Genomic DNA, 17127 nt, shown 5'->3' with positions numbered 1-17127 from the left:
CGGACTCCCGCCTTACGCCGCCGTGGCAAGGTGGGTGGCAAAACCAGTCTGGCCCGGCGCGATGTCATCCCGCAGCGTGAGCGCCGGAATTTCGTAGGCGCCACTGTTCTGTGGACGAAACGCCAGCGGCGTGGTCGTGAACAGTTGGTCCAGGCGCTGGCCGAGGGCATCGGTGGTGGCCTGGTAGCGCGCCGCGTCCATCTTTCCAGTGCGATAGACCAGGAACGGCGGCAGCACATCGAAACCCGGGTAGTACAGAATGCCGTGGTGGATCGGGAACAGGATGTCGTCGATCGGTCCGTTGATGCCGCGCGGGCTGTAGTGGGATTCCCACCCACCCGTCGTGACCATCAGCATCGCGCGCTTGCCGGCCAGACTACCTTCGCCATACCGGTCGCCCCAGCGTGCATCGGAGTGCTCGCCCACGCCATACGCAAAGCCGTATGCGTACACGCGCTCGACCCATCCTTTCAGGATCGCCGGCATCGAGAACCACCAGAGCGGGAACTGCAGAATCAGCGCGTCGGCCCAGCGCAGCTTCTCTTGCTCGTGCGCGATATCGGGACTCTGCACGCCGTTTTCGAATGCGTGCAGCGAATCGAGCGAAGGATGGAATGGCGCACCGCCAGGGCGCCGCTCTAGCGTGTCGCCCGCATCGATCGGCGCCTTCCATTGCATCGCATAAAGATCCGATACCTGCACCTGGTATCCGGCCGCTTGCAGCCGTTGTACCGCGAAGTCTCTGAGCGAGCCGTTCAGCGATGTCGGTTCGGGATGGGCGTAGACGATCAGTACGTTCATGACTGCCTCCTGTAGCAGATGTGTCAAGTCAATGGAGGCAGGATATGGCTGGCCGAGCTATATGAGAAATGAATCTCCAGGATGCCAGCTATTGCAATCAGTAATTCCGGGGCCGGGCGCCGCATTGGGTCACCGCCGCCCCTGGCACGGTCTTACTTCTTGCTCGTCTTCGTGGACTTGGTTGCCGCGGTACGGGCGGGCTTGGCCGCCGGGGCCGAAGCCGGAGCGGCCGTGGTGGCTGGCAGCCGTTCGATCTTCGACTTGGCAAACGCGAAATAGCACGTGGTATTGCTGTTGTTGGCCATTTCCGAATCGCGGGTCGCCAGCACGCCGGTCACCTTGATCTTGTCACCCGTATTGAGATTGCTGATGCGCTTTTCGTTGACGATCAGCGCATCGCGCATCAGTGCCTTGCCTGTGCACTGCGGGTTTGCTTCGTCCTTGAAGTAGACCGCGATCTTGTCGCTGGAGCTGCTCAGGCCATCGACCTTGGTGACGCGGGCCACGGTGCCATTGACCTGGATGGCCTGCTTGTCCCACTTCTTCTTGGCCGTGATTTCGTTCTTTTTCCAGTCAGACCAGATATCGCCCAGCGACGCCGGCTGGGCGTCGGCCAGCATGCGGAAATCCAGATTGGCCACGTCATCGGCGCCATCCATGAAGGTGCCGATCGACGACATGGTGCTGTCCATCGACTCGCAGCCTGCCAGCAGGCCCACCAGAGCAAGGCCAACAACAAGTTTTCCCGTTCTCATGTTTTTCTCCGTCGTGGCCCTGACCACCACGGCCGGGCACGACCGGGATTTTATATCGAATGCGTCACAAATCGATATTACTGGTGATTTTCTCGAATTGGCAGGTTCGGTGTATCTGGGCGGCTCCGGTATATTGATCGTCAATTCCAGAAGCTACCGGTATCGCCATGATTAATTTGCGTCGGCTCGATCTGAATCTGCTGGTTACGCTCGACGTACTGCTGTCGGAGCACAACGTCACGCGCGCGGCCGAGCGCCTGCACTATTCCCAGCCGTCGGTCAGCGTGCATCTTGCCAGGTTGCGCGAAATCTTCGACGATCCACTGCTGCTGCCGGGGCCGCGCGGCATGCGTCCCACGGCACGTGCCGAATCGTTGCGTGAGCCGCTGCGCGAGGCACTGGCTGCGCTGGAGCGTGCGGTGTCTCCCGAGCATCCGTTCGATCCGGCTGCGGCGACCAATACATGGCGAATCGCGGCCACCGACTACAGCGAGTCGACCGTACTGTTACCCGCGCTGGCAGCGCTGCGTCAGGAGGCCCCCGCCGCGCGCCTGGCCGTCGTCGAAATGGTGCCGCCAAGGCTTGCGCGCCAGGCGGAGCAGGGCGACATCGACCTGGCGTTTCATACCACTGTGGAATCGCCGGAAACCCTGCACCGCAGGGCATTGTTCACGGAGCGCTATGTATTGGTCGGGCGCGCCGGACATCCGCGCCTGAAGCGCAAGCCATCGGCCGCCCAGTTCTGCGCGCTCGAACACGTGATCGTGTCTCCGGACGGCGGCGGGTTTTTCGGGGTCACTGACGAAGCGCTGGCCGCCGCCGGCCTGTCGCGCCGCGTGGTCCTGTCGGTTCCCCATTTCCTGTATGTGGCATCGGTCGTGGCCAGCACTGACCTGGTGGCGATGCTGCCGGCCCGGCTGGTGGCCAACAACGCCGCGCTGCAGGTAGTTGAGGCACCTGTGGAAGTGCCTGGCTACGAGATGTCGATGCTATGGCATGAGCGGTTGCACCGCGACCCCGCGCACCAGTGGTTAAGGGAGTCGATCGCGGCGGCGGTGGCGTGAGTTCCCATCTGCCGGCACTCCCGCGCCGGCAGCTACAGAACGCTCAATGAAGTCCAGTGCGCGCGCCGCTCGCCGTGCTAGTTGCACGCGGTGCCGGGCACGGGCTTGCCCGACGAGGTAAAGCCCTGGCAACTGTCGCCAGCTACCAGCGGCGCATCGCCGGATTGTTGTGGTGCCAGCCGCAGCTTGCCTGCCACGGTGCAGCAGCTATGTGGCACGCTGACCTGTTGCTGCTGCGGTGCCAACTGCGGTACCGACTGCGGCGGGGCCTGCGGGGGCTGCGATTGGGGCTGCGACTTTGATGGCTGCTGGGGAGACAGCTTGATCGTTGGCAACGATTTTGTCGACGAAGGGGATGATGCGGCGGCGTCCGGACCGTCAGCATCGGGCGCCGTGCACGTGCCCATATTGCATATGCGGTCGCCCTTGCATTGCATGTCGTGCTGGCATCCCTGCCCGAGGGCGGGTAGTGTCCAGGCCAGGCCGATGGCCGATAAAAGCAGTGAATTACGCAGGGACATATCCCCTCCCACACGACGATACGCGCGGCACTCGGCCCCGTGCTTCGTGGGTACGGTACCCGGCGCCGCATATCTTCAGCATAGGGCGGCAACGGCACGCTTCGCAATGCTCGTTGTGCCCTATCCCACAGTGCCGCACATGCCCGAGATCGCCGAATGCAGGACCGATACGGGACCGATATAAAGGGGCTTTGTGGCACGGCCGGCAGCTTCCGCCGTTTTGCTTCACAATAGCGCCCTTACGTAGAGGTGGCCGCCCCCGGTGGCACGACGTAGTACTACGTAGCTTCACCACGCCGCACCCGGAGCACGCTGGATTTCACGAGGCAGGACGCAAGATCCCGCCCACCAGTGCGCGGCGCAATGCCATGAAAAAAAGTCTCGCGTTTCTCTTCTCATGACCGCCCCTTCCGGAAATTTTGACAACGTCCCCGACCTCGCCCCGAACACCGATTCCGAATCACGCAACCGATCCGCCGACCGCCGTGCACTGCTGGCGCTGGGTGTAGGCAGCTTTGGCATCGGCACTGGCGAATTCGTGATCATGGGCCTGCTGCCCGATGCCGCCCGCGACCTCGCCATCACCATTCCCGAGGCTGGCCACCTGATCAGCGCCTACGCGCTGGGCGTGGTGATCGGCGCGCCGCTGCTGGCAGTGCTGGGCGCGCGCTGGCCGCGCCGCAACCTGCTGATTGCGCTGATGGCGTTCTTTGCCATTGGCAACGTCGCCAGCGCCCTGGCGCCCAGCTATATGTCGATGATGGTGCTGCGGCTGCTGACCGGCTTTCCGCATGGCACCTACTTTGGCGTGGCCGCACTGGTCGCGGCCAGCCTGGTGGCGCGCGAGCGTCGCGCGCAGGCGGTTGGCCTGGTCATGCTCGGCCTGACCGTCGCAACGCTGGTTGGCGTGCCGATCGCGGCCGGCATCGGCACGTGGCTGGGCTGGCGCGCCGCGTTCATGATCGTTGGCGCCATCGGTGCGCTCACGGTGCTGCTGGTCTGGCGCTGGGTACCGTTCGTGCCGGCCGACCGGCATGCCAGCCCGCTGCGCGAACTGTCCGCGCTGGCGCGCAAGCAGGTCTGGTTCACGCTCGGCATTGGGGCGATTGGATTCGGCGGCATGTTCGCCGTGTTCAGCTACGTCAAGCCGACCATGCTCGAAGTGGCGCACATGCCGGCCAGCGGAATACCTGTCGTGCTGGCGCTGTTTGGCGTGGGCATGGTGGCGGGTAACCTGGCCGGTGCAAAGCTGGCCGACCGCGCGCTGATGCCCACCGTGGGCGGCGTGCTGGTGTGGTCAGCGCTGGTGCTTGGCGCGTTCGTGTTCACGGCGCACCATGCCTGGCTGGCATCGCTGAACGTGATGCTGGTGGGTACGGCGGTGGCCCTGGGGCCGCCGCTGCAGATCCGGTTGATGGACGTGGCCGGCGATGCACAGACACTGGCCGCCGCGCTCAATCACTCGGCCTTCAACATGGCCAACGCGCTGGGCGCCTGGCTGGGTGGAGTGACCATTGCCGCCGGCATGGGCTGGACGTCTACCGGCTGGGTTGGCGCGCTGCTGGCACTGGGCGGCCTGGCGGTATTCGCGTGGTCGCTGGCGAGCACGCCGCGCCGTGACATTACCGTGACGGCGTAGTTTCCGAGGTACTGGCCGACGTACGGCCCAACGTATTTCCGGATGTATTGCCGGATGTACTTGCCGACGGCGCGGGGGCAGTCCGCTCTCGCGCCGCGGCATCGATCACGCGATGCACGAATTCCAGCTTGGCCACCACCGTGGGCGACAGCGTGAACGGATAGCCGTCCGGCACGCCCAGGCTGCGGTTCAGGCTGTTCAGTACATAGGTGAGCGGAAACCAGCGGTTCATCAGGCTGCGGAAACTGGCATCTTCCACGGGTGTCTGATCGGTCAGCGTCGGCTCCTGCGGACTTTCCGGCTTGAGTACCAGCCCGCATGACACGGCGGTGTCCAGCGTGTCGACCATATGCAGGTAGTGCGCCCACGTCTCGGCCCAGTCTTCCCACGGATGCATCGTTGCATAGGCGCTGATATACGACGCTTGCCAGTCAGCGGGCACGCCCTGATCGTAGTGGCGCTTCAGTGCCTCCCCATAATCGGCGCCTTCGTTGCCGAACAGCCGGCGGAACGGCTCAAGCCATCGCGTGCCGGCTATCAGCCGGTTGAAGTAGAAATGCCCCACCTCGTGACGGAAATGCCCGAGCAGCGTGCGATAGGCTTCGCCCATCTGGCTGCGGGTCTGCTCGCGGTGCGCGTCGTCGGCCTCCGCGATATTGATCGTGATGAGGCCGTTGTCATGGCCGGTCATCGCCGGATCGAGCGGGTCGGTATCGGCCAGGAAGTCGAACTGCAGCCCGGACTCGGGATCGTCTTCACGCGAGATGACCGGCAGCCCCAGCGACAGCAGCGTATACAGCAGGCGCCGCTTGGCGGTTTCCAGCCGGTACCAGTAAAGCCGGTTGTCGGGAATATCGAGGTTTGGAATCGTATGCGTGAGCTTGCAGGCATCGCATAGCGGGCTGGGGTCGTCGGCTGGCACCATCCAGTTGCAGACCGCCTCCGCCTGATAGTTGTGGCAGCGGCGGAACATCTCATCCTTGGCTTCCGGATGCAGGCTGCGCCAGCCGCTTTCATCGTTGCCCTCGAACGCCGCGATCTGCGATAGCGCCGGGATGAAGCCCAGCGTTGCCTGACAGCGCTCGCAGACGACGTTCTCGAAGAACACAAGGTTGCCGCAGCGATTGCAGTGGAACGTCTTCATGGCACCGGCTCCGATCGGATCTGGAAGATCGTGCCCCCGCGCGCCGCCACTTGCAACCGGGCGCAGTCCTACACGGTGCGGTGGACCACCGGCTCCCCCGCGCAGGCGGGGAGAGCGAAGAACTTCGGGCGCTTAGAAGTACGACGAGTCGTCGTCCTGGTTATTGTCGAGGTAATCGTCCAGCCCGTTGTCGAGGTTGCCGTTATCGGCCAGAAGCGTGTTGTCGCGCTGCCCGCCGCCCGATCCATTGTCGTCGCCATAGAAGTTGTTGACGACCGTCTCCGAGCCAGTCGCCGGCTGGCCACCGAAAAAGCCGCCGGCGCCGCCGCTGCCGCTGCCCCGGTGGAACAGATTCTCGATGCCCTGGAACAGCATGGCGCCGCCTGCCACGCCGGCTGCCGTAGTGGCGATACTGCCCAGCGTGCTGCCGAATCCGCCACCCAGAAAGCCGGGACGCGCCTGCTGCTGGGCCGGTGCCGCCTGGTACTGGGGCGGCTGGAATTGCGGTGCCGGCTGATAGGGCGCGGGCGCCGGCGCCGGCTGCGGAATCCGCCCGGCACTGTTACCCCAGGCATTGTCGTTGTCGATGAACCCGCGCCCGCCGTTGCCACTCGCGGCCTGCGCGGCCTGCAGCTGGGTCTGCAGCGATGCGATCTGCGCCTGCGCGTTCTGCAATGCGCGATCGAGCAGCATCGACCGTTGCACCAGCAGGTAGGCGGCATCGGGCTGACGCGCCGCGGCATCGGCGATCAGCGCCGCGGCCTGCGGGTCCTTGGTATCCACGCGCGCCTGGGTCAGTTGGCTCAGGAAGGCTTCCAGTGCTTGCACGTCTTGGGGAGTCATGGCGTTACCTCTTGGGGGTTCGGTTGCGGTACGGCTCAAATCTAGGGCCGCAGACTTAAACGAAACTTAAAGCCAACACGGCTCGTCGGGGGCTACACTTTTGTTTCGAATGATCACGACACGAAACATTTCATGTCCGACCTCCGCACGCTCTATCCCGAAATCGAACCCTATGAGACCGGCACGCTCGACGTGGGCGAGGGTCACGTCCTGTATTTCGAACGTGTCGGCACGCGCGGCGCCAAGCCGGCGGTGTTCCTGCACGGCGGGCCAGGCGGCGGCATCTCGCCCGACCACCGGCGCCTGTTCGATCCCGCGCGATACGACGTGCTGCTGTTCGACCAGCGTGGATGCGGACATTCCACGCCCCACGCATCGCTGGAAGCGAATACCACCTGGCATCTGGTCGACGATATCGAAAAGCTGCGCCAGTTGATCGGCGTGGAACAATGGCTCGTATTCGGCGGTTCGTGGGGCTCGACCCTGGCGCTGGCCTACGCGCAGACCCATCCGCGGCGCGTCAGCGAACTGGTGCTGCGGGGTGTGTACACGGTGTCGCAGGCCGAGCTCGACTGGTATTACCAGTTCGGCGTCTCGGAAATGTTCCCCGACAAGTGGGAGCGCTTTCAGGCGCCGGTGCCAGAGGCAGAGCGCGGCGACATGATGGCCGCTTACCGGAAGCTGCTGACCGGCGACGACGAGGACAAGCAGGTCGAAGCCGCGCGAGCCTGGAGCGTATGGGAAGGCGAGACGATCACGCTGCTGCCGAATCCCGACAACAGCGCCAAGCACGACGAGGGGCATTTTGCGCTGGCCTTCGCGCGCATTGAAAACCATTACTTCACGCATCGGGGCTGGCTCGACGACGGCCAGCTGATCCGCGACGCCCACAAGCTGGCCGGCATCCCCGGCGTGATCGTGCACGGCCGCTACGACATGCCGTGCCCGGTGCGCTACGCGTACGCACTGCGCCAGGCGTGGCCCGATGCGGACTTCCATCTGATCGAAGGCGCGGGCCACGCCTGGACCGAGCCGGGCATTATGGACCAGTTGCTGGCGGCAACAGACCGCTTTGCTGCGGAACGGAAATAAAAAACGAGGAAGCCGTCTACTGGCCGGAAAGCCCGTGGCGATAGAACGATCGTGCGCCTATACTGATTCCTGTTGCGTTGCAGCAATGTCTGCGGAAAAAGCGGACATGGTTGTTGCAGTGTCCGAAGTCAGAGTCTGGAGAGCACGATGGTTCCTTGCGATCTTTGCAAGAACCTGCTGGGTCGTCCCGGTTATGTTCCGCCTCATCCGCGCCTGGCGCGGTCCGGTGATGCAATGACGCACGCCGGCAAGCAAGTCTTTGTCTACACGTGCCAGCATTGCCGGCAGAAGATTGTGCTTTCCACGCACGATGACGGTGCCGACTACTGGACCGGGCACGAGACGGGCGGGGGATGATGTCCCGCCGCCCATCCTGCCGGGTGGCTCAGATGTCTCAGGTGCCCAAGGCTGCCGCCATGTTTTCCACGCGCAGCGTTTGTGGCTCGGACAGCGATATGTTGGCCGCGCGCAGGCGCTTCAGGATTTCGAACAGCAGATCGCTCTTGGTGCCGGCGGCAATACGCGGACTGCCGACATAGCCTGTCACGCTCAGCGTGATGCCGTTCGGCGCAAGCTGGTTGAACGTGACCGATGGGGCCGGGATATCGAGGATCGTTTCGTGCTCGCGGTAGACGTCAAGCAGCAGGTCTCGTACTACCTCCGGGTCGGTATTGAGCGGGAAGGTCAGTTGCAGCGTGGCCACACCCTGGGTGCTGTTGCTCATCGTGACGTTGCGCACGTTCTGCGAGATCAGCTGCGAGTTCGGCACGATCACCGTGGAGCGGTCGCCGAGTTGAATCTCCGTGGCGCGCACGTTGATGCGGCGGATATCGCCCTCCACGCCGGCCAGGCTGACCATGTCGCCAACCTTCACGGGGCGCTCGGTCAGCAGGATCAGCCCGGACACAAAGTTCTTCACGATCTCCTGCAGGCCGAAACCGATACCCACCGATAGCGCGCTGACGATCCACGCCAGGTTCTCCCACTTCACGCCGAGCAGCGACAGCGTCAGCAGCACCAGCAGCACATAGCCGACATTGCTGAACAGCGTGATCAGCGACGCGCGTAGCCCAGGCTCGGAGCACAGCTTGGGCAGCAGTTCGGCGTCGAGCCAGCGGCGCACCGAGCGCAGCAGCCAGATGCCCACCGTCAACGCGATCACTGCATTGAGAATGCGGTCCGGCATGATGTTCATGCTGCGCAGGCGCTCGCCGCCAAGCACGGTCAGCAGGCTGTTGAGCAGGTCGGCCGGCGTGGTGCCGAATCCACCCGTCAGCAGGGCCAGCACGGCCAGCAGAAGCAGCACGCTGGCGCCGATGCCGGACAGCACTGTCGATACCTGCTCCAGATGCGTGTCGCCTACCCCGAACAACTGCTTGATCACGCGGCCACTGCGGTGGTTAGCCGAGAACAACGCCTCGCAGATATCGCGCGTCAGCTGGGTCAGCAGATAGAGGCTGCACAGCACGATGTCGAACCAGACCAGTTCGTAGGTCAGGAAGCGCGCAAAGCTGATGTAGCCGATCAGCAAGGCAATCAGCGACACCGTCACGATTACCGTGACCGCGGCGTGAATCAGTCCGGCCAGCGTGGCGCGCTCCTCGGGCCGTTCACCGGCCGCCACGAGTTCGCTGCGCACCCGGTTGGCGCGCAGCAGCGCGGCACCGATCGTGAGCACCACAACCAGTGAGACCAGGCCGCGGCCGAGCAGCGTAACCTGCACCGTGGTGTCGGCCATGCGATTGAGCTGCTCCAGCGTGCCTGCAAGCAGCAGCAGGCCGGCCAGCACGGTAGGGAAGGGCTTCATGGCCAGCGCCACGGGATCGGCCAGTGCCGGCAGCCGCCAGCTCGGATGGCGAGTGCATAGCAGCGCGCGTCCCAGGCCGGCGATGAGCGCGCTGGTCATCGTCAGCTTGGCGATCTCGTTCATCAGGTCCTGCAACGCAGGCGCGACGTAATCGCCGCCCGTGAACGCCGCGTAGACGATGCGAACCGCTAAGGCCGTCGTGACCACCGTGGTCAGCGCGGTCGCCAGCGCCAGTGCGCTGCGGCGCAGGCGTGTCTCAGGCAACTGCGACAGGCAGAACCAGGCCAGCCCGCGTTCGAGCAGACGGCGGCCGAGCGACCACACGGCCAGCGCAACGGCCAGCAGGATAATGGTCTTGCCGCGTTGCGACGGTTCCCACGCCTGCCGGATCATCGGCCCGATGTCGTCGGTGAAGTTGCCAAGCCGCTCGCGGTCTTCCTCGGAGACCTTGAACAGCGGTATCCAGAAATCCGGGTTCAGGATGCTTTCGGAGCGCAGAGCAAGCTGATCCTTGAGGCGGCTGCGCTGCAGCTTGCCCAGCTGGTCCCGCAGATGGGCGATGTTGTCCTTGCTGTCGGCGGCCTGCTTCAGTTCGTCGTCGAGCTGGTCTCTGCGCGCCTTGAGTTCGGCGCGCTGTTTTACAACGGCGGGGGCTTCCTTGGCGGTGCCGGCATCGGGCGGCGGCCCGAGCAGGTCTACCTGGGCCTGCAATTGCGCGCGTTGCGGCGTGAGCGATGCGGTGAGCTTGTCGACATCGTCGTCAAGCTGCTTCAGTGCGTCGTTGAGATCGCCCAGCTTGACGTTGCCGGAGGTGCCGGACGCCTGCTGTTTTGCGCGATCCTGCTCGGACTGCAGGCGCTTCAGTTCGCTAACGGCTTCGGCGTGCGTCAGGACGGGGATTTGCTGCGCCGCCGCTTCAGAGGCGGAGTCGGCCGCGAACGCATGGGGCACTTGGATCAGTGCAGCGATGACTAGGCTCATGAAGAGCCAGGAGATTCTGCGCATGACTTGGGGCGCGGTGGTTGACCGGCCGGGCAGTATAAAAGCCGCCTCTTTCCGGGCCGGTGTACATTACGCCTTGCACTGCACAGCTACACATGCTGTTACATAAAACGTGCCCCTCCGGATCACAAAGGACCGCCATGACGCTCGCGATCGAACGCTTCGACCATATCGTGCTCAACGTGAAAGATGTGGAGGCCAGCGCGGCCTGGTATGAACAGGTGCTGGGCATGCGGCGCGAAGATTTTGAATCGCGCACGGGCAAGCGCGTATCGGTGAAATTCGGGCAGCAGAAGATCAATCTGCGGCCTATCGGTGAAGATACCGTCGCGTGGTTTACGGGCGTGCATCCCACGTCCGGCAGCGACGATCTGTGCTTCATCACGAAGATGCCGCCGCAGGAAGTGGTGGCACATTTCCTGGCGCACAGGGTAGCGGTGGAAGCCGGGCCGGCGCAGCGTACCGGCGCGCTGGGCCCGATCACATCGGTGTATTGCCGCGATCCCGATGGCAACCTGATTGAAGTGGCGAGCTATCCGGCTGGCAACGACTGACTTTCCGATTTGCAATGAAATACGCAGTATTGACGGCATTGGCGCTGCTCGGCGCGGCCAATGCCCACGCCGGAGACATCCAGTCCGGCAAGGACATCTTCACCACACGCTGTGCATCGTGCCACCACGTCGGCCCATCGGCACGCGCCGCGTTCGGGCCGCAGCTCAACGCGGTGTTCGGCCGCAAGGCTGGCGCCACCGATGACTACCGCTATTCCGATGCGATGAAATCGTCCACCGTGGTTTGGAGCGACGACACGCTGCGCGCCTTCTTGCAATCACCAGCCAAGGTCGTGCCCGGCACGAAGATGCGTTTCTGGGGCATGAGCAACGCGCGCCAGATCGACGATTTGCTGGCTTATCTGCGCACGTTTCAGTAGCGCGCAGCCGCTGTTATTCCACGTGCGCTTGCAGGATGTCGATCATGCGCTGCGCCAGCGGTGACAGGTAGGCACCCGCGCGTGTGATTACGCCGACGCGCCGTCCCAGATCCAGCGCGTCCGCGCGCAGGGCAATCGGCCGCAGGCCCGTCCGCTTGCTGTTGGTGGTGGATCCCGCGATGCAGAGCATTTCGGTGCCGCGCACGAGATCGAACAGCGTGGCGCTGCCGAAGTCCGTCTCCACGCGCAGGATTGGCACCGGCAGGCCAAGACCGGCGAATGCCGCATCGATCTGCTGACGGATCAGCACGTGCCCGGTCGGCAGCAGCCACTGCTGGCCGACCAGGTCTTGCAGCGTCAGGTTGCGCCGGCGTTGCAAGGGGTGATTCTCGTCGGCCACCACGGCCAGCCGGTCGGTGAACAGTTCGAACGTGGCCAGTGCGGGGTTGGACTGGCGCGGCAGCGGCGCGACGGCCAAGTCCAGTTCGCCTGCCTGCACCATGTCCATCAGCTCGCGCGCCACCCGCATTGTCAGGCGCAGCCGCGCCACGGGACGCTCGCGGATCAGTTGCTGGCACGACCCAAGCACCAGCGCATTGGGCATCGACGGTGAGTAGCCGAGCCGAAGCTGGCCCTGTTCGCCAGTTTGAATGCCGCGCATTTCCGTGATCGCATCGTCATATTCCAGCCGGATGCGCCGCGCCCGCTCCAGGAACACGGAGCCGGCCTGCGTGACGCGCATGCCCAGCGTGGTGCGCTCGAACAGCGGTACGCCGAGCTGTGCTTCCACCCGCTGAATGGCCTTGGTCAGGGCCGGCTGCGTGATGCCCAGCCCCTCGGCCGCGCGCCCGATGCCGCCGTGGGCGCCCACGGCCAGCACGTACTCCAGATCGCGTGTCTCCATCGAACATTCCTGTTGTTTATGACTTTATTCCGATTGGTGCATTGTGGTGATGCCACGCATCTTACAGACTTGGGTCACACCACACCAACAACGGAGACATCGATGACGTTCGCCTATTTCCTCAGGCGCGCGGCGCGCTATTGGGGCGACAGCCCCGCCGTGCTGTACCGGGACAGCGTGCTGACCTACCGCCAGCTCGACGAGCGATCGACGCGGCTGGCCAACGCCCTGCTGGCGCTGGGCCTGCGCAAGGGCGACCGCGTGGCGGTCCAGTCGCGCAATTGCCCCGAGATCGTCGAGATCGAATGCGCGCTGTACAAGGCCGGGCTGGTGAAGGCCGCGCTGAACCCGCGCTTTACCGCCCACGAGGCGTCGGATGTGGTGGAAAACTGCACCCCGCGCGTGATGATTGCGGGCGCCGGCTACACCGGATATTCGCGCGACACGCGCGGATTCGACTGCGTCGAGCACTTCTTTTCGATTGCTGGCGCGCAGGATGGCTATGGCGCTTATGCGTCGCTGATCGCGGGCGGCGCCGATACGGCCATCGACTACGTTCCCCAGCCAGACGACCTGGCGGTGCTGCACTTTTCGTCGGGTTCCACCGGCAAAATCAAGGCCGCCATGCAGACCTATGGCAACCGGCTGGCCTCGATGCGCAAGATGATCCTGACGATGGATCGTCCCGCCCGCCCCGGCGACCGCCTGGCGCTGATCGGCCCGATCACGCATGCCTCGGGCATGCTGATGCAGCCCTATCTGTTCCTGGGCGCCACGCTGGTGCTGTTCGAAAGATTCGAACCGGCCGGTTTTCTGGCCGATGTGGCGCGCCTCAAGCTGACGCACGTGTTCATGGTGCCCGCCATGATCAACATGCTGCTGGCCGAGCCCGCGCTGGCCACGGCCGATCTCAGTAGCCTCAAGACGCTGGCTTACGGTGCGGCCCCGATGGCGCCGGCGCGGATTCGGGAGGCTTGGGAGCGCATCGGCCCGATCCTGTCGCAAGGGTATGGCGTGAGCGAGTCCACTTCGGGCGTGACGCGGTTGTCGACGGCCGATCATGCGCTGGCCATCGCGCGCCATCCAGAACGGCTGGCGTCTTGCGGCCGCGCCCTGGGCGAAACCGAAGTACGTGTGGTCAACGCACGCGGCGAAGAGGTCAGCGGTGACGAGATCGGCGAACTCGTGATTCGCGGCGCGGACGTGTTCCAGGGCTACTGGGGCGAACCGGAACTGACGCGCGAAGTGCTGGTGGATGGCTGGCTTCATACGGGCGACCTCGCACGCGTGGACGCCGACGGATATCTCTATCTGGTCGACCGCAAGAAGGACATGATCATTTCAGGTGGCTTCAACGTCTATCCAACCGAGGTCGAGGCCACGCTGTACCAGCATCCCGATGTCATGGAAGCCTGCGTGATCAGCGTGCCCGATGACACCTGGGGCGAAAGCGTCAAGGCCGTGGTGGCACTGTGGCCGGGCCGCCAGGCCAGCGCGGCCGAGCTGATCGGCCATTGCCGCGCGCGTATCGCCGATTACAAGTCGCCGCGTTCGGTGGACTTTGTCGCCGAGCTGCCCAAGAACGCCAGCGGCAAGCTCGCCCGCAAGCTGGTGCGCGAGCAGTACTGGCTTGGCGCCAGCCGCCGCGTGAACTGAATCACGGAGGAGAGACGCATGTTCGACCATCTGACCAATCCCGTGCTGATCGAAACGCGCGCGGCGGTACGGCGCTTTATCGACGAGGAACTGCGGCCGCTGGAACGCGAACTCGGCCTCGGCACGGAAGACCCGTGGCCGCGCGAGGTGCTGCGCACTGTCTGGCGGCGCTCCAGCGAACTGGGGCTGTACGCCGCCTGCCTGCCGGTGGAACTGGGTGGACGGGGCCTCAATATTTCGGAACAGTGCGCGCTGAAGGCGGACCTGGCCGCCAGCGGCGCGGTGCTGGCTCCCCACGTGCTGGGCGATCTGGGCGGCCCGCCGCGCGTGGGCAATATGCTCAAGTACGCCACGCCCGACCAGGTCGCGCGCTACTTCCAGCCGGTGATCCGGGGCGAGAAATCCACCTGCTTTGCGCTGACCGAGCCGCATTCCGGCTCCGATGCGCAGAGCATCCGCACGAGTGCGGTGGCCGATGGCGACGACCTGATCGTGAACGGCGAGAAGCATTACATCAGCGGTGCGCCGTTCGCGGATTTTGCGATTGTCATGTGCGTGACCGATGCCACCACCACGCCACCGTCGATCACGGCCGTGCTGGTGGACCTGGACCTGCCAGGCGTGACGGTCAGCACGACGTACGTGCCGATGTCGGGCCAGCACATCGATGCCGACATCCGCTTCGAGAACGTGCGCGTGCCGCGCGCCAACATCTTTGGCGGCGAAGGGCAGGGCTTCAAGCTGGGCATGTCGCGCATCAACGTGAACCGGCTGTTGCATTGCCCGTCGATGCTGGGGCTGGCCACGCGCGCCTACCAGGCGTCGGTCGAGTATGCCGGCCAGCGCCGCCAGTTTGGCGGGCCGATTGCGCGCTTCCAGGCCATCCAGCACATGCTCGCCGACATGGCGGCCGCGCTATGGGCCTGCGAGAGCATGATCGCCCAGACCGCGTTGCTGGCCGATGCCGGTGCCGACCTGCGCATGAAGGCTGCCGCGTGCAAGCTGTTTGTGTCGGAACGCTGCTTCGAGGTGGCCGACAAGGCCGTGCAGATCCACGGCAACCTGGGCGTGACGCGCGGACATCCGGTGGAGCAAACCTGGCGCAAGCTGCGCATGTTCCGCATCTTCACGGGCACCAGCGAGATCCAGCGCAATACCATCGCCCGCGCCATCCTCGATACGGCCGGGGCCTGAGCAGTCAGGCAACAAGACCAGAACAAGACAGGAGACAACATGAATCGTCGTCAATGGCTTGCCACGGCAGGCGCCGCGGCGGGTGCCGCCGCATTTGGCGGTGCGATGAGCCGCGTGGCGGTGGCTGCCGCGCCGTATCCGTCGCGCCCGATCCGGCTGATCGTGCCGTTTATCGCGGGCACCGCGCCCGATGCCATCGCCCGCACCATCTCGGCCGAACTGTCGCCGGTGCTGGGCCAGCCGCTGGTGGTCGAGAACATCGGCGGGGCCGGTGGCATCATCGGTGCGCGTGCGCTGAAACGGGCTGAGCCCGATGGTTATACGCTTGGCATCCTAGCCAACCAGCATGTGATCAACGTCCATCTGTACAAGGAGCAGCCGTACGACGCGGCCAGGGACTTCACGGCGCTCTCGGCGCTGTCCGGAGGCCCGGTGGTACTGGCCGTGCCGGCATCGTCGCCATTCAGGACCGCGCGCGAGTTGATCGACGCGATGAAGAAGAAGCCCGGCGCGCTGAACTACGGCTCGGGCGGCAAGGGCAGCGTGTCGCATCTGGCCGTGGAATCGCTGCTGCACCAGATGCATGCCGAGGCCGTGCATATCCCGTACAAGGGCGCCAGCGAAATCCTGACATCGATGCTGAGCGGCCAGACGCAGTTCGGCATGCCGGTGCTGTCCACCGCCGCGCCGTTCCTGCGCAACGGACAGGTCCGCGCGCTGGCGGTGTCCTCGGCGGCGCGCTCGATCTACTTCCCCGATGCACCGACGCTGGCGGAAGCGCTGCCACCGGGGTTTGTGCTCGATAACTGGAGCGGCTTGTTTGCCCCGGCGGGTTTGCCGGCGCCGATGGCAAAGCGGCTGTTCGACGCGGTATCGGCGCTGCAGAAGAGCGGCAAGCTCGACGCGACGATGAAGGCAAGTGCAGGGGAGATCAGGAAGAGCGACTCGCCGGCGCAGTTCACGCAAATGGTGGCGGCGGAGAATGCGCGGTACGGGAAGCTGATCGGGGAGATCGGGATGCGGGGGGAGGTGGGGTGATGGGGCGTTGAAGCGACTGCTGGAAAGAAAAAACCCCGGGGAAAGGCCGGGGTTTTTTCAAGCACTAAGTGTGAGCTGCTTTGTCTTGGCTTAGACGCCGTCCGTGTTCGGGCAACCAGCCGGAGCGTAGACCTTCTTGAAGTTGCCGTTCGAGCCTTTGCTCACAGCGCACTGCCAATCGCCAGTGGCCAGGCGTTGCAGCGTGATCGTTGCGCCGTTAACCGACGAGGCAACATTCTGGTCCAGGGTAACCACGACTTGGCCTGCACCGCCGTTGAACGCGACTGCTGCGTTGAACGGGCTGGTGACGGTCAGGCTCGTCTTCACGTAGCCGATATCAGTGGCGGCGATCGACGTGGCGCCGTTGTTCAGGCGGTCTTCAATACCCGTCTTGTACGCCGAGATTTCGCTCACGGCACGCGACACCTGCGACTTGGCCACGTAATCCTGATATTGCGGAATCGCGATAGCAGCCAGGATACCGATGATCGCGACCACGATCATCAGTTCGATCAGCGTGAAACCCTTTTGGACCCGTTGGTGGATTCCCATCCGTGCTTTTTTCATGGAATTGACCCCTTTAATTAATTGAGAACAGCAGTTGCTGTCGGGTGCATATAGAGCAACAGGTGTGCCAGCTCTCAAACGGCCAAAATTCGTCGAAATGTGAGAATTCTTGTCACCTGTAACGAGATGTATCTGCCAAATCCTGTCACCCCACCATAGGAGGGTA

17 protein-coding genes are annotated in these 17127 nt (G+C 64.3%); 9 read left to right on the top strand and 8 right to left on the bottom strand.

Annotated elements, in window-relative coordinates; all coding sequences use genetic code 11:
- Positions 1-12: 12 nt before the first annotated feature.
- Positions 13-801 carry an NAD(P)H-dependent oxidoreductase gene (locus AC3FLX_RS18020; RefSeq protein WP_488698667.1) on the bottom strand — a complete coding sequence of 263 codons (789 nt, stop codon included), beginning with the start codon at positions 799-801 and terminating at the stop codon, positions 13-15.
- 152 nt (positions 802-953) lie between these two features.
- Positions 954-1481: an OB-fold protein gene (locus AC3FLX_RS18015; protein WP_488698666.1), complete on the bottom strand. Its 528-nt coding sequence runs from the start codon at positions 1479-1481 to the stop codon at positions 954-956.
- On the opposite strand from AC3FLX_RS18015, the gene AC3FLX_RS18010 reads away from it, so the two are divergent.
- Both AC3FLX_RS18010 and AC3FLX_RS18005 read left to right on the top strand, forming a co-directional pair.
- Positions 1459-1731 carry a hypothetical protein gene (locus AC3FLX_RS18010; protein WP_488698665.1) on the top strand — a complete coding sequence of 91 codons (273 nt, stop codon included), beginning with the start codon at positions 1459-1461 and terminating at the stop codon, positions 1729-1731. The genes AC3FLX_RS18015 and AC3FLX_RS18010 overlap by 23 nt on opposite strands.
- The gene (locus AC3FLX_RS18005) at positions 1724-2620 is read left to right on the top strand and encodes a LysR family transcriptional regulator (RefSeq protein ID WP_488698664.1); all 897 of its coding nucleotides are present in this window, start codon (positions 1724-1726) and stop codon (positions 2618-2620) included. The genes AC3FLX_RS18010 and AC3FLX_RS18005 overlap by 8 nt, the downstream gene beginning before the upstream one ends.
- A 77-nt stretch (positions 2621-2697) precedes the next feature.
- Here the strand turns inward: AC3FLX_RS18005 and AC3FLX_RS18000 are convergent, their stop codons facing one another.
- The gene (locus tag AC3FLX_RS18000; RefSeq protein WP_488698663.1) at positions 2698-3141 is read right to left on the bottom strand and encodes a hypothetical protein; all 444 of its coding nucleotides are present in this window, start codon (positions 3139-3141) and stop codon (positions 2698-2700) included.
- 397 nt (positions 3142-3538) lie between these two features.
- Between AC3FLX_RS18000 and AC3FLX_RS17995 the strand changes: the two genes are divergently transcribed.
- Positions 3539-4780, top strand: coding sequence for an MFS transporter (locus tag AC3FLX_RS17995; RefSeq protein ID WP_488698662.1), 1242 nt, complete (start codon positions 3539-3541; stop codon positions 4778-4780).
- Here AC3FLX_RS17995 and AC3FLX_RS17990 read toward each other — a convergent pair.
- On the bottom strand, positions 4764-5924 hold the full coding sequence (locus AC3FLX_RS17990; protein ID WP_488698661.1) for a zinc-binding metallopeptidase family protein: 1161 nt from the start codon (positions 5922-5924) through the stop codon (positions 4764-4766). The two genes, AC3FLX_RS17995 and AC3FLX_RS17990, sit on opposite strands and share 17 nt — an antisense overlap.
- A gap of 132 nt (positions 5925-6056) precedes the next feature.
- Entirely contained in the window at positions 6057-6767 is a 711-nt protein-coding gene (locus AC3FLX_RS17985) for a DUF2076 domain-containing protein (RefSeq protein WP_488698660.1), read from the bottom strand.
- Positions 6768-6899: 132 nt separating this feature from the next.
- Between AC3FLX_RS17985 and pip the strand changes: the two genes are divergently transcribed.
- The gene (gene pip, locus AC3FLX_RS17980; protein WP_488698659.1) at positions 6900-7859 is read left to right on the top strand and encodes a prolyl aminopeptidase; all 960 of its coding nucleotides are present in this window, start codon (positions 6900-6902) and stop codon (positions 7857-7859) included.
- Between the two features lie 394 nt (positions 7860-8253).
- Here the strand turns inward: pip and AC3FLX_RS17975 are convergent, their stop codons facing one another.
- Positions 8254-10671, bottom strand: coding sequence for a DUF3772 domain-containing protein (locus AC3FLX_RS17975; RefSeq protein ID WP_488698658.1), 2418 nt, complete (start codon positions 10669-10671; stop codon positions 8254-8256).
- Between the two features lie 137 nt (positions 10672-10808).
- Here AC3FLX_RS17975 and AC3FLX_RS17970 point away from each other — a divergent pair, with 137 nt between their 5' ends.
- A complete protein-coding gene (locus tag AC3FLX_RS17970; RefSeq protein ID WP_488698657.1) occupies positions 10809-11222 on the top strand; it encodes a VOC family protein in 414 nt (137 codons plus the stop codon).
- 14 nt (positions 11223-11236) lie between these two features.
- Positions 11237-11602: a c-type cytochrome gene (locus AC3FLX_RS17965; protein WP_488698656.1), complete on the top strand. Its 366-nt coding sequence runs from the start codon at positions 11237-11239 to the stop codon at positions 11600-11602.
- A 13-nt stretch (positions 11603-11615) separates the two neighbouring features.
- Here AC3FLX_RS17965 and AC3FLX_RS17960 read toward each other — a convergent pair whose 3' ends face one another.
- Complete coding sequence (locus AC3FLX_RS17960) at positions 11616-12506, bottom strand: LysR family transcriptional regulator (RefSeq protein WP_488698655.1); 891 nt, start codon at positions 12504-12506, stop codon at positions 11616-11618.
- A gap of 102 nt (positions 12507-12608) precedes the next feature.
- Between AC3FLX_RS17960 and AC3FLX_RS17955 the strand changes: the two genes are divergently transcribed.
- Genes AC3FLX_RS17955 through AC3FLX_RS17945 form a run of 3 tightly spaced genes read left to right on the top strand, consistent with a single transcriptional unit; the run spans position 12609 to position 16394 of the window.
- Positions 12609-14162 (top strand): AMP-binding protein, encoded by a 1554-nt coding sequence (locus AC3FLX_RS17955; RefSeq protein ID WP_488698654.1) that lies wholly within the window; start codon positions 12609-12611, stop codon positions 14160-14162.
- 18 nt (positions 14163-14180) lie between these two features.
- Complete coding sequence (locus AC3FLX_RS17950) at positions 14181-15356, top strand: acyl-CoA dehydrogenase family protein (protein WP_488698653.1); 1176 nt, start codon at positions 14181-14183, stop codon at positions 15354-15356.
- Between the two features lie 39 nt (positions 15357-15395).
- A complete protein-coding gene (locus AC3FLX_RS17945) occupies positions 15396-16394 on the top strand; it encodes a tripartite tricarboxylate transporter substrate-binding protein (protein ID WP_488698652.1) in 999 nt (332 codons plus the stop codon).
- A gap of 90 nt (positions 16395-16484) precedes the next feature.
- On the opposite strand, the gene AC3FLX_RS17940 is transcribed toward AC3FLX_RS17945, so the two are convergent.
- The gene (locus tag AC3FLX_RS17940; RefSeq protein ID WP_488698651.1) at positions 16485-16961 is read right to left on the bottom strand and encodes a pilin; all 477 of its coding nucleotides are present in this window, start codon (positions 16959-16961) and stop codon (positions 16485-16487) included.
- Positions 16962-17127 lie beyond the last annotated feature (166 nt).

The sequence above is a fragment of the Cupriavidus sp. 291-E7 genome, from assembly GCF_057798835.1.
This window is presented reverse-complemented; position numbering and strand designations above follow the sequence as displayed.

Bases quoted from the DNA above. Each gene is read 5' to 3' on its own strand.
- AC3FLX_RS18020 (WP_488698667.1), bottom strand. From the start codon at position 801: ATGAACGTACTGATCGTCTACGCCCATCCCGAACCGACATCGCTGAAC.
- AC3FLX_RS18010 (WP_488698665.1), top strand. From the start codon at position 1,459: ATGAAGGTGCCGATCGACGACATGGTGCTGTCCATCGACTCGCAGCCT.
- AC3FLX_RS18015 (WP_488698666.1), bottom strand. From the start codon at position 1,481: ATGTCGTCGATCGGCACCTTCATGGATGGCGCCGATGACGTGGCCAAT.
- AC3FLX_RS18005 (WP_488698664.1), top strand. From the start codon at position 1,724: ATGATTAATTTGCGTCGGCTCGATCTGAATCTGCTGGTTACGCTCGAC.
- AC3FLX_RS18000 (WP_488698663.1), bottom strand. From the start codon at position 3,141: ATGTCCCTGCGTAATTCACTGCTTTTATCGGCCATCGGCCTGGCCTGG.
- AC3FLX_RS17995 (WP_488698662.1), top strand. From the start codon at position 3,539: ATGACCGCCCCTTCCGGAAATTTTGACAACGTCCCCGACCTCGCCCCG.
- AC3FLX_RS17990 (WP_488698661.1), bottom strand. From the start codon at position 5,924: ATGAAGACGTTCCACTGCAATCGCTGCGGCAACCTTGTGTTCTTCGAG.
- AC3FLX_RS17985 (WP_488698660.1), bottom strand. From the start codon at position 6,767: ATGACTCCCCAAGACGTGCAAGCACTGGAAGCCTTCCTGAGCCAACTG.
- pip (WP_488698659.1), top strand. From the start codon at position 6,900: ATGTCCGACCTCCGCACGCTCTATCCCGAAATCGAACCCTATGAGACC.
- AC3FLX_RS17975 (WP_488698658.1), bottom strand. From the start codon at position 10,671: ATGCGCAGAATCTCCTGGCTCTTCATGAGCCTAGTCATCGCTGCACTG.
- AC3FLX_RS17970 (WP_488698657.1), top strand. From the start codon at position 10,809: ATGACGCTCGCGATCGAACGCTTCGACCATATCGTGCTCAACGTGAAA.
- AC3FLX_RS17965 (WP_488698656.1), top strand. From the start codon at position 11,237: ATGAAATACGCAGTATTGACGGCATTGGCGCTGCTCGGCGCGGCCAAT.
- AC3FLX_RS17960 (WP_488698655.1), bottom strand. From the start codon at position 12,506: ATGGAGACACGCGATCTGGAGTACGTGCTGGCCGTGGGCGCCCACGGC.
- AC3FLX_RS17955 (WP_488698654.1), top strand. From the start codon at position 12,609: ATGACGTTCGCCTATTTCCTCAGGCGCGCGGCGCGCTATTGGGGCGAC.
- AC3FLX_RS17950 (WP_488698653.1), top strand. From the start codon at position 14,181: ATGTTCGACCATCTGACCAATCCCGTGCTGATCGAAACGCGCGCGGCG.
- AC3FLX_RS17945 (WP_488698652.1), top strand. From the start codon at position 15,396: ATGAATCGTCGTCAATGGCTTGCCACGGCAGGCGCCGCGGCGGGTGCC.
- AC3FLX_RS17940 (WP_488698651.1), bottom strand. From the start codon at position 16,961: ATGAAAAAAGCACGGATGGGAATCCACCAACGGGTCCAAAAGGGTTTC.